Source organism: Arthrobacter sp. TB 23, assembly GCF_000294595.1.
GTDB lineage: Bacteria > Actinomycetota > Actinomycetes > Actinomycetales > Micrococcaceae > Arthrobacter_D.
This window is the reverse complement of sequence record NZ_ALPM01000045.1, coordinates 1-11,719: the sequence shown is the minus strand read 5'-3', so window position 1 is coordinate 11,719 and position 11,719 is coordinate 1. Positions and strand designations below refer to the sequence as shown.

The following is an 11,719-nucleotide window of genomic DNA, read 5'->3' as shown; positions in this document are numbered from 1 at the left end:
GTGCCCTTGATCGGTTCGGCGCGCAGGGCGCCGCCGGCACTGAGTTGCAGGAACCGCTCCGGGGATGTGCTGGCTACGGCGAAGCCGGGGAACCTGAGGAAATGGCCGAAGGGCGCAGGACTGGCCCGGCGCAGGGCGCGGTACACATCGAACGGGTTCAGGGACCCTGTCGTGTGCGCGTGGAGAGAGGTGGTGAGACAGACCTCGTAGGTGTTGCCTTCCCTAATCTCAGCCTGGGCGCGGCGTACCTTGTCCAGGTAGCTGGCGCGGGTATCGCGGGAGGTGAAGGCCGGCGGCGGGTCTGCGCCCGGGGAAACGGTGTCGCCTGGAAAAACTGTGTCGCTCGGAGAAGCTGTGGCGGCTGGGGAAACTGTGTCGCTCGGAGAAGCTGTGGCGCCCGGCGGCTTGAGGGCGTCCGCCTCCCGAACGGCCAACCGCGCTGCGGACAGCCAGTGTTGCACCTCCTGGTCATGTCCGGGCGCGGTCAGGGTGAGGAGATAGGTTGCCCGCAGCTCGTGATCGAGGACCACCGCACGGCCAGCGAAGATCAGGGCTGCGTCCGGGAGTGTGCCAGGAGCCGCGGAACTGCCACCGGTTTCCCGCTTGAGCTCATACCCGAGATAACCCAACCAGCCCAGTGTGAAACCGCACCGATAGTCGCTGGGTGTGGGCACCGCCCTGCGACCCCAGACCGAATCGAGCCAACGGAAGAACGGGCCCGGGATGCGGGCCGTGACCTGCCCCGAAATGATCTCGGTTGCCCCGCTGGAGTGCCGGGCAAGCTGACCGAACTGGCCGCCGTCATCGGCCAGGATGCTGAACCGGCTGCGCCCTCCGACCCCTGCAGCCGAGGCTGAACTGTCCAGCCAGACGGCATGTTCTGAGGAACCGTAGAGAGCGGCGAACAGGGCGGCGCCATCCGGGCAGCCGTCGTGACGCTCCACCTGCAGGGTGACGGCCCGGCGCTGTGCGCGCTCAGCCGCGAGCAGCGAACCGCACTGAGGCAGGCCAGTGAGGGCCAACCTGACCCGTTCGGGCGCCGAGACGTCCTGATGCCCGGTGACGACGAGGTCGGCGGTGAGCTGAGGTTGATCCCGACTGAGCCACGTTTGCTCCTGCGCTGCCCACCGCTCCCAAAACGGCGCGTAGGCGTCCCCGTCACGGCTCAGAGCCGTGGTGCGCCGGATATCCTCGGTTGCTTCCACCCAGATGCTGACGTCCAAAAATTCGAGTGCGGCCCGGCAGGCCGCTCCAACACCCTCAACGATGACGACGTCGGCCGGTTCCGTGTGCTGTGCTGGCCCGTCGTCGTTGGCCTCCCAGTCCCACGCCCGCCACTCGGCGGTGTGCCCGGCGGCAAGGGGTTCCAGCACCGCCGAAACATAGCGGTTCATACCCGTTTCCAACCCGTCCCAGCCCGGGTATATGTCTTCGAGGTGAAACAGGCTGACCGTGTGATGCTCGCGGAGCAGTGCCGCCAACTCGACGGCGAGGGTGGTCTTGCCGGCCCCTGAGCGGCCGTCGATAGCAACGATCAACGGTGCGACGGTGGTCCCGCCTTTTGGTGCCATGGGCTGTTGATCCTCGGGTGATGTTAGGCGACGGCGAGCAGGATACCCACGGCTACAAACAGTAGGCCAAAGATCCGGTTGAGGACGATCTGCCCACGAGGATTCTGGGTGAACCGTCTGAACGATTTGGCGGTTGCAGCGTAGAAGAACCACATGACCAGGACATCGATCGCCACGACCGTGCCGGCCAGGATGCCGTACTGACCCAGCAGCGGCTCGGACGGCCTGATGAACTGTGGAATGAAAGCAAGGAAGAACACGATTGCCTTGGGATTGAGGAGGTTCACCCACAGGCCCCGGCGGAACAGGGAGAAGGCGCCCTCGGCCCGGCGGACCTCAGCCTGCTCCTCGAGATCGGGGGACTGCAGGAGTTTCCTGATACCCAGATAGACCAGGTAGGCGGCACCACCGAACCGGATGACATTGAACGCCACCGGGGAGCTCGCCACCAGGAGCCCAACTCCCGCCGCAACCACCGCAATGTGAACGAGGAGTGCCACCTGCTGCCCGAGGATGCCCCACATGGACCGGCGGAAGCCCACCGTGAGCGAATTGCTCATGGTGTTGACGGCCCCGGCTCCGGGGCTGAAGCTGATGAGGGCCTGGGCTCCGAGCAGAGCCAGCCAGACAGAAAAAGTCACCAGCCAATCCTAACGGGCCGTTGACGCCGCAGTGCGGGCGATCCCGGCGACAAAATGTATCGTCATAGGGTGACTAGGCCAGGTATACGGAGGGCAGCCCTACTGGTGACCGGCCTAACCGCCGTGTCCACCCTGTTCGGGTTCGTCCGTGACGTCGTGATTGCTGCCGTCTTCGGGGCCGGTGCCGAGCTCGACGCCTACCTCGTGGCGCAGGGGCTGATGAACATTGTGCTGGGCCTGATCGCCTACGCCATGGCCCGGTCGGCGATCCCCGTGACGTCCCGTGAGGCTGCCCAGGAGAAGGACGGTTGCCGGGGCCATCCGGGGTTCGACACCGCGCTCACCGTCACCATGATCGTGCTCGGCGTGGGCGGGGTGGTGATGAGTATCTTCGTCGGCCCAGTCACCGCGGTGATCGCCCCGGGCTTTGATGGCGCACAGGCCGAGACAACCGAGGCGCTGACCCGTATCGTCCTGATCGCCACGGTGCTGATCGCTGGGACGGACCTACTGGCCTCACTGTCGCAGTCACATGGTCGGGTGGTCTGGTCAGCGTTGCAGGGCGTGCCGTTCAACATCATCATGATCGGCGCCGCCGGACTCTTCGGGCCCACCTATGGCATCGCCGCGCTCGCGGTCGGGTTCGTCGTCGGGTCGGCCGCACGCCTGCTGTTGCAGCTGCCGCCGCTGTTTTCGTTGGGAACGCGGGTGCGCCCGCGGTTGAACCTTGGCGACCCGGGATTCCGCGAAATGGCGCGGCTGATGCCACCGATGCTTGTGGGCAGTGCAATCGCCAATATCAACACCCTGGTGGACCGTGCGGTGGGCTCCACCCTCGAGGAGGGGGCCATTACAGCCCTGTCCTATGGGTGGCGGCTGGTCAACCTGCCGGAGACCCTGATTATCGCTTCGCTGCTGGTACCTCTCTACCCGGCGTTGAGCGCTTCCTCGAAGAACATCGGCGAGGTGCGCCGGCTGGTGGGCCGCGGGCTGGCGGTCGCGGTTAGCGTGCTGACCCCGATCTGCGTGGTGATGATCATCGCAGCCGAACCGCTGGCAGAGGTGGCCTTTGGTCGCGGCGCCTTCACCGGCGACGACATCACCTCAACGGCTACCGCCCTGGCCTGGTACGCGCCCGCCCTGCTGGCCCTCGGGTGCCGCCAGGTGGTGGTGAGTACTTCCTATGCGCTGGGTGATGCGCGGGCCCCGGTGGTGGTGTCGGTAATTGCGATGGTGATCAATGTGGTTGGAGACATCATGCTCGCTCCCATCATGGGGATAGCAGGCATTGCGCTGGCGACCACCGCGTCACTGGGCTTCGCGGCCCTGGCGAACGGTTGGCTGCTGCATCGACGCCACCGGGGGTTGGAGCTGCGGCCCACCGTGGCGTTGATTGCGCGCGCGTTGGGGCTGGCCGCGGTAGCCGGGGCGGCTGGCGTCGGTGCCCTGGTGATCGTGGCTGGGCAGCCGGCCATTGTGGTCGGCGGGGCAGTCGCCATCGTGGTCCTCGGCGTGTACCTGTTGGGGCTGATTCTGCTGCGGGCACCAGAACGACTGCTGGCCCTCGACATGGTCAAGGGCGTCGCGCGGAGGAGCGGGCGGGGTTAGCCGAGTAGCTACCCGGTGACTGCTGCCACTGATTTTGGCTTTCTATCGATCCGCCGTAACCGGGCCGAGGCAAGGTGAAGGGTGGGGCCCGGGTCTTTCAGATCCCACACGCTGTGGCGGGCCTGACCAGCCCACCGCAGGGTATCCACCACGTCGGCGACCCGCCCGCCGCGCTGTTCGACGCTGGCCCGTCGCAGATCCCCGGCCGTCCACGCGTAGCGCATGCCAGGGGCGGCGTCGGGCAATGTCTGCATCTTCTCGCCGAGCACCAGACGCCCCCACAGATCAGTCAGACCCGGCCGGGCGGCGTTGGTGAGTGCCATCGAACCGAAGAAGCGGCCGTTGAGGTCGATCAGGTGATGGACGCCGTCGTCGTCAATCAGGAACTGCAGCTCCACCAACCCCCACCATCCGAGCTCGCGGAGCAGCGCTTCGACCCTGGCTGCGAGATCCTCGTCCACCCGGACCGTCTCGGCACGGGTGGACACACCGTTTGGAGTGGGCCAGAGGCGTGAGGTGACTTGTTGCACCCGGCCATCCAGGTGGCCGTCGTGGAAAATCCCGATGAGGGCACCGAGATGCCCCTTGATCGGTTCCTGAAGGATCGGTTCGGCGCCGGCCTTCCTGACCCGCTCGATCTGTGGACCGGCAGAAATGATGTCGGGGAAGAGCTTCGCTTCGATCCGGTGTGGCCTGGTCTGGCCGTGCGCCCAGTGCGTCAGGCACTTGACTACCACCGGCCCTTGCCATTGTTCGATCGCCTCATCGGATGCATGGACAGTGCGGGGCGCCGACAGGCCGATTTGATGGGCGAGCGCCGAAAGTTCAACCTTATTGAGTGCAGCGTTCACGACGTCGGCCGGCGGGTGGGCCACCCGGGTGGGAATGTCGTCCCGATAGGTGGCGAGTGCCGCCATCCAGTCGTCGCCGCCGCCGAACACGACGTCGTAGGACCCTAGGGCTACTGCCCGGCGGACTCCTTCGATGAATGCGGCGCCATCCAGCCGCGGTCGTGGCACCACATGCCGGGCAGAGCAGGCGACTGACGCGCCGAGCATCCCGCCGCCGTCGGGAGTTCCGACACCAACCACCCAGCCGGACTGGCGCAGCGAGCGGACGGCAGCAAGCGCACCCCTGTCCCGGCTGGTACTGATGACGAGGGCCCGCGGTCCCTCGGTTGGTGTCTTTTTCAAACTCGCCTCAAGGTATGGTGAGCGGCCGTCCGATGCTCCGCACCGGTGCGGACACTCGCGGTAAGTCCAGGGTCAATAGGCTTTCACTCTACTGGCGGGACCAGTCACATGACCGGTTAAGCGTTCCACTCGGCGTTTTCTTCTGAACCTCTAATGCTCCTCGAGGAGGGCCATGGCGGCGCTGTGGCCACCCAGCCCGCTGACGCCACCGCCTCGTTGGGATCCCGCCCCGCAGAGCAGCACGCGCTGGTGGTCGGTGGCGACACCCCAGCGCTGGGCGGGGGTGTCCAGGGGTGCATCGTCCTCGGCAAACGGCCACGACAACGGACCGTGGAAGATGTTCCCGCCGGTCAGGCCCAGCGTCTCCTCCAGATCGAGGGTGGTTTTCGTTTCAATGCAAGGCTTGCCGTCGCCGTCGCGCAGGATGCAATCCTCGATGGGCTCGGCCAGCACGCTGTTCAGCGATTCAAGCACTGCAGCCTGTAGCTCTGCGCGCAGCACGTCGTGATCGGCGTCATGGCTTAATCGATGCGGGGTCTGCAAAGAAAAAACGGTCAGGGTGTGGGCGCCCGACTCCCGCAGTGACTCCGACAGGATCGACGGATCGGCCAGGGAATGGCAGTAAATTTCGATCGGCAAGGGGGATGGGATCCTGCCGTTCTCCGCGGCGGTGTACGCGGTGTCCAACTGCGAGTACAACTCGTTGATGTGAAAGGTTCCGCCGAAGGCCTGCTCGGGGCTGATCTCGGGGTCCTTGAGTTTCGGAAGCCGCGAGAGCAGCAGGTTGACTTTGACCTGGGCGCCCTCGGCCGCACCTGCGGAGGTTGCGAAACCGTCGGCGCCCGGACCGCCCATCAGCCGACCCAGCACAGCGGGCGTGACGTTGGCCAGCACGTATTCGCCGGTCACGCTCCGCATGCGGCTGCTCTCCTCCGCTGGTTGGTAATGGACGACGCCGTTGGGCGCCACCGCTGTCACCTCGGCCCCCGTGCGGATCTCCACTCCCGCGGCCAGCGCGGCCCGTTCCAGGGCACCGCTGACTGCTCCCATGCCGCCGACCGGGACATCCCAGTCCCCGGTTCCCCCGCCAACCACGTGATAGAGGAAGCACTTGTTTTGCTGCAGGTCCTCGTCGTGGGCCCGCGCGAAAGTGCTGATCAAGCCATCGGTGAGGAGTACCCCACGTACCAAATCTGACTCCACCGAGCGCTCGATTACCCCACCGAGCGGCTGTTCAATGAAGTCGGCCCAAATCTCGTCGTCGCCGACCAGTTCCCTCGCCTCAGCGCGCCTGAGCAGCGGCTTGGTGAACGTGGGCCATAGTCGCTCGGCGAGGGTCGCGGTGCGACCGTAGAACTCGCCAAAGGCCCCAGCATCGTCGCCCGCATCGATCCTGCGGAAACTCTTTCGGGTCGCTTTGCGGTCCTCGTTGTCGACCAGCAGGCCGGAAGCGCCGCCGGCCACCGGCGTGTAGGAGGAATACCGTCGACGGACCAGCTCCAGATCCAACCCCAAATCGTTGATAATCTGCTGGGGGAGGAGGCTCACCAGGTAGGAATACCGCGACAGTCGCGCTCCCGTGCCGGGAAAGGCCTCTGCGGATACGGCGGCGCCACCCACTTGGTCCTGGCGCTCGAGGACCACCACCGACCGGCCCGCCTTGGCCAGGTACGTGGCTGCAACGAGCCCGTTATGGCCTCCGCCCACCACTACGGTGTCGAAATGGTCCTGTCTGGCGCGTGATCGATCCATTGGCTCAGCCTAGCAACCAGCACTACCCGGCCGGTTGCTGCGCTACTTCCTCTCGCGCGGCGATGGTTGCGCTCGTGATCTGACGCATCATCTCGGCCAGCAGTTCCTGCTCCTCGGTGGAGAACTGTGCCAGCGCGCCACCGATGTGCTGGGCCAGTGGGGCGAAAAGTTTGCCGCCGGTGGCCATTGCCTTCTCGGTCATTTCGAGGTGGACCTGCCGCCGGTCGACGTCGCTCCTGGAGCGTTTCACATGGCCCGCATTATCCAGGCGGTCCACCAGTGCGGTAGTCGCAGGGGAACTCAGGTGCAGTTCGGAGCGCAGCATCCCGGGAGTCACGACGGCACCGGCCCGGGCGGCGCCCATCATGACGCCGAGGGCATTCAGATCTGTCCGATAGAGAGAATCCCGCGCGCTGACAGTATCCACGTACCGATCCGTTTCCACGGTGAACTGTTGGAGCAACGCCATCAGTTCGGGCCGGGGGTTCTCTGCCATGCTCACTCTCACCTCGTCGTTTCAACAGTTACCGCAAGAAACAACTCTAGTCCGTCTACCAATTATATCTCCATGATGGATATAGTTTGTTTTAGAGATAATTTCGTTGAGAGGCGTTCATCATGCACAGCAAGTGGTTACGGGTCCTGTTGCCCGCCGTCGTCGTCCTGATCTGGCTGGTGGGCGCCGCGTTCGGGGGTCCCACCTTCGGCAAGTTGGAGGAAGTCTCGAGCAATGACCAGGCGTCGTTCCTCCCGGCCAACGCCGAATCCACCGAAGCAGGTGAACTGCAGAACCAATTCACTGATTCGGACTCCCTGCCTGCGGTGATCGTCGTCGAATCGGAGACGGAGATTCCACCAGCCGACCTCGGTGGGTACGAGGAGCTTGCTACCTCCCTCGCGGCGGTTGAGGGACTGGAGCCTGCTGAAGCCGGAGCGCCAACTGTCATCGGGCCCGTGCCAGCCGAAGATTCATTCGCTATTCAGTACATCGCGTTTGTAGCGGACGACGCCGAGATCGGGGAGGTGGTAGAGGCGCTTCGGGAGGTGCTGACCGCCGAGATCCCCGACGGTACCACCGGGTACGTCACGGGGCCGGCCGGTTTTGCCACCGACCTCTCAAGCGCCTTCAGCGGCATTGATGGGTTGTTGCTCAGCGTGGCGCTGGGAGCGGTCTTTCTGATCCTGTTGTCCGTCTACCGGTCTGTGATCCTTCCGTTCCTGGTGCTGCTGACCTCAGTGTTTGCGCTGGCCACATCGATCGTTCTGGTCTATGCCCTGGCCGACTGGGGATGGATTCAGCTCAGTGGTCAGAGCCAGGGAATCCTGTTTATCCTGGTCATCGGCGCGGCGACCGATTACGCGCTGCTGCTTGTTGCACGGTTCAGGGAAGCACTTGGCGAACACGCCGCAAAATGGGACGCGATGCGGGTGGCGTACCGCGGCTCGTTCGAACCGATTCTTGCCTCCGGGGCCACGGTTATTGTTGCGCTGCTCTGTCTATTGTTTTCCGACCTCAACTCCAACCGGAGCCTCGGTCCGATCGCGGCGATTGGAATCCTCTTCTCCTTGGCGGCTGCCCTGACACTGCTGCCCTCTCTTCTCCTGCTCTTCGGCAGGTCGGCGTTTTGGCCGCTGCGCCCCAAACTGGGGTCCAGCCACGTTCAGCCCGAAGGAGTGAACGCCACCGGGCTGGAGGGACTGCGTGGCATCTGGAAGAAGGTGGCGACACTGATCTCCCGGCACGCCCGACCCGTCTGGATCGCTTCATTCCTCGTCCTGGCCGCCGGTTCCCTGGGCTTGTTCCAACTGCAGGCTAACGGAGTACCACAGTCCGCACTGATCCTCACGGAATCGAATGCGGTGGACGGGCAGGAAGCCCTGGCGCGCCACTTCGACGCCGGTTCGGGGAGCCCAGTCTCGGTGATCGCCCCAGAGCAGGACCAGGATGCTGTCCTGGAAGTGGTGCAGAGCCAGGCCGGCATCACTGACGCCGCGCTCAGTTCCGAGTCTCCCGAACCCGGCAGCGACGTCGTCGTCCGTGGCGGCAACGTGCTGATTACCGGCACACTGCAGTCACCGGCAGACTCCGATGAGGCCGAAGACGTGGTGCGTGAGTTGCGGACCGCACTGGACGACGCCAGCCCAGAGGCACTGGTTGGTGGCGTAACCGCGATCGCGATTGACACCAACGACACGGCCCAGGCTGACCTGGTGAAGATCATTCCGATCGTGTTGGCGGTGATTCTGGTGATCTTGATGCTCCTGCTCCGTTCCATCGTGGCGCCGGTCCTACTGATCCTCAGCGTGGTGCTCTCCTTCGCGACGGCGCTGGGCGTGTCGGCCCTGGTGTTCAACAACCTGCTCGGTTTTGAGGGTGCAGATGCGTCGGTTCCGCTGTTTGGCTTCGTGTTCCTCGTGGCATTGGGGGTGGATTACAACATTTTCCTGATGACACGAGTCCGGGAGGAATCGCTACGCATCGGAACCCGCCCCGGAATTCTGAGGGGTCTGGGTGTCACCGGCGGAGTCATCACCTCTGCGGGTGTGGTGCTGGCGGCCACCTTCGCAGCCCTGGGGGTCATCCCGATTCTGTTCCTTGCCCAGATTGCGTTCATCGTGGCCTTCGGTGTGCTGTTGGATACGCTGATCGTGCGCTCGCTGCTGGTGCCGGCCCTGTCCTACGACCTGGGTCGGCGGATCTGGTGGCCATCCCGGCTAGGACGCGAATCCGGACCGGTGCACCGCGGCGGGTCATCCGGGTTGTCGGGTCCAGGCTCGGCGGGCAGGCGGGACGAGCAGGGCCACCGCGCTGAACCGGCTCACCGTGGGTAGATAACACTCTGGGTAGATAACACTCTGGGTAGATAACACTCTGGGTAGATAACACCGCAGCAGTCCCCGGCCCCCTCCAACCCGTTCCGCGGAGGGAAAGGCCCGGTCTGGAAGCGCTCTTTACAGCTGAATCAGTGGAGGCCATAATCGGTCGCATCACAGCCTCCACTGATTCAGCGCGCTGATTATTCGACAGCTGAGGAGCGATCATGAGTGATCAAACCAACCCACCCGACCATGACGTACCAGCCAACGATGCACTGGATAAGGGTCCGGCGCCAAAGACCAGCCAGCAGCCGGGAATACCTGATCCTGACCGCTCCAGTTCGATGACACCGGGGCTTGCCAGTTCGCCGATATCGCAGCGGGCTGGGAACGTGGCAGCAGCCGAGCCTTACCGGCTCCTCAATGCTTTCCTCACGTCCTCGACGTATGCTGCGCGCCGGAACGAGCCAGGCATCTGCGACCTGACTTTCGGTAACCCACACGAGATGCCGCAAGAGGCCTATGTTGCGGCGCTCCAGGAAGCCACAATTCCACGCAACGACCAATGGTTTGCCTACAAACAAAACACCCCTGAGGCGCAGGAGGCGGCCGCGGCCTCCCTCCAGCGCCTCATTGGGGTGCCATTTCGTCCCGAGGACATCCACCTGGCTACCGGCGGTTTCACGGCGATCGCCCTCGCGCTCAAGGCAGTGGGAGACCCCGGCGACGAGGTGATCTACAGCCTTCCACCGTGGTTCTTCTACGAGCCGATCGTCATCGAGGCCGGGCTCGTCCCCGTAAAGGTCACTGTGGATTTGGAGACCTTTGACCTCGACGTGGACCAGATCGCAGCGGCGATCACCAGCCGCACGTGTGCGGTGATTGTCAACACTCCCAACAACCCCAGCGGCCGGATTTATCCGCCAGCTGTGCTCGAACGTCTCGCGGCAGTGCTTGAGAGCGGCTCGGCCGCGATTGGTCGCCGGATTTATCTCATTTCCGATGAGCCCTATAACCGCATCGTGTTTGACGGTGCTCGATTCCATAGTCCGATCGAGTTTTACCGCTATACCCTGCTGGCCTACTCGTACGGGAAGACTCATCTTTCGCCGGGTGAACGGATCGGCTATCTGGCGTTGCATCCGAACCTGCCTGATCGTGATGTGGTTGTCAGCGCACTTGACGCCCTGCAACTGGCGATGGGATGGATTTACCCAAACGCCGTGCTCCAGCACGCATTGCCCAGACTCGAACAGTTTTCGATCGATATCCCGGCGCTCCAACGCAAACGCGACCGGATGGTTGATGCGTTGCAGGAGATGGGTTATCGGGTTATCCGCCCGGAAGGAACGTTTTACCTGTTTGTGCGCTCGCCGGACCCCGACGACGAGGCATTCGTGGCGACCCTAGCGGCCCAGGGGGTCTTTGTGATGCCAGGCGTGCATTTCGAGACACCCGGCTTCTTTAGGATTTCCCTGACTGCCAACGAGGAGATGCTAGAACGAAGCCTCCCGATCTTCGCTGCCGCCATTGAACGGACCGTTGCCACCGCTGAAGGCTAGAAGGTTAGAACTGTGCATTCAGGTCTGTCTCAGTAGATCGAGGCAATTGGGCAGCACAGGAGAACTGAGTTGGCTAGAAGGGCGGAGGTATCTCTGGTGCTGGAGGTGCTGGTGCTGGTGGGGCTGGTGGTGGGTCGGCGGTGGTGAGGTAGGTTTCGCCGAGTGGTGAGATCGCGATGATGGTGCCGGGGTCGGGTTGTTGGTAGTGCCAGTAGCCTTCGGTTTTGAACATGTGGTGGCGTTTACACAGGGACGCCAGATTCCCGTAGGACGTTTTGCCTCCTTGGGACCAGGGGGTGGTGTGGTCGAGTTCGCAGAACACCGCCAACCGGTTACATCCCGGATGCCGGCAGGTTCCGTCCCTGACCCGGACCGCATCCTTGAGGTCCTGCGGGACACGGTACGTGGTCGCATCGGCTCCGAGCCTGGCCCCGGTGAAGGGGTGGGTGAGGATCCTGGTGAACGATGGTGCGTGGCCGGCGAGTTGGCGTGCGGTCTCGGGATCAATCGGCCCGTAGCCTTCCAACTCACCCGGTGTGTCCCCACCGAGGAGAGTCATCACCGGGACGGTGACG

General features: G+C 64.1%; 8 protein-coding genes and 1 pseudogene (1 of these 9 cut by a window edge). 3 read left to right on the top strand and 6 right to left on the bottom strand.

The genetic code is table 11. The annotated features are described in order from the left end of the window. A pseudogene (gene pabB / locus B384_RS17935) lies at window positions 1-1,571 on the bottom strand (aminodeoxychorismate synthase component I); it reaches 564 nt to the left of the window's first position. 23 nt (window positions 1,572-1,594) lie between these two features. Continuing rightward, entirely contained in the window at window positions 1,595-2,212 is a 618-nt protein-coding gene (locus B384_RS0106105) for a LysE family transporter (protein ID WP_019481109.1), read from the bottom strand. A 105-nt stretch (window positions 2,213-2,317) separates the two neighbouring features. On the opposite strand from B384_RS0106105, the gene murJ reads away from it, so the two are divergent. Further along, window positions 2,318-3,820, top strand: coding sequence for a murein biosynthesis integral membrane protein MurJ (murJ, locus tag B384_RS0106100; RefSeq protein ID WP_019481108.1), 1,503 nt, complete (start codon window positions 2,318-2,320; stop codon window positions 3,818-3,820). Window positions 3,821-3,828: 8 nt separating this feature from the next. Here murJ and B384_RS0106095 read toward each other — a convergent pair whose 3' ends face one another. From B384_RS0106095 to B384_RS0106085, 3 genes are all read right to left on the bottom strand, one after another. Beyond that, window positions 3,829-5,013: an ATP-grasp domain-containing protein gene (locus B384_RS0106095; RefSeq protein WP_019481107.1), complete on the bottom strand. Its 1,185-nt coding sequence runs from the start codon at window positions 5,011-5,013 to the stop codon at window positions 3,829-3,831. A 150-nt stretch (window positions 5,014-5,163) separates the two neighbouring features. After that, window positions 5,164-6,765, bottom strand: a complete 1,602-nt coding sequence (locus B384_RS0106090) for a phytoene desaturase family protein (protein ID WP_019481106.1) — start codon at window positions 6,763-6,765, stop codon at window positions 5,164-5,166. A gap of 22 nt (window positions 6,766-6,787) precedes the next feature. Beyond that, window positions 6,788-7,261 (bottom strand): MarR family winged helix-turn-helix transcriptional regulator, encoded by a 474-nt coding sequence (locus B384_RS0106085; protein ID WP_019481105.1) that lies wholly within the window; start codon window positions 7,259-7,261, stop codon window positions 6,788-6,790. Window positions 7,262-7,383: 122 nt separating this feature from the next. Here B384_RS0106085 and B384_RS0106080 point away from each other — a divergent pair, with 122 nt between their 5' ends. Together B384_RS0106080 and B384_RS0106075 are read left to right on the top strand one after the other, a co-directional pair. Next, on the top strand, window positions 7,384-9,597 hold the full coding sequence (locus tag B384_RS0106080) for an MMPL family transporter (protein ID WP_019481104.1): 2,214 nt from the start codon (window positions 7,384-7,386) through the stop codon (window positions 9,595-9,597). A 209-nt stretch (window positions 9,598-9,806) separates the two neighbouring features. Then, entirely contained in the window at window positions 9,807-11,144 is a 1,338-nt protein-coding gene (locus tag B384_RS0106075) for an aminotransferase class I/II-fold pyridoxal phosphate-dependent enzyme (protein ID WP_019481103.1), read from the top strand. A 73-nt stretch (window positions 11,145-11,217) separates the two neighbouring features. Here the strand turns inward: B384_RS0106075 and B384_RS17930 are convergent. Then, window positions 11,218-11,719, bottom strand: a 502-nt coding sequence (locus B384_RS17930) for an HNH endonuclease signature motif containing protein (RefSeq protein WP_035766572.1), incomplete at its 5' end; no start/stop codon positions are given.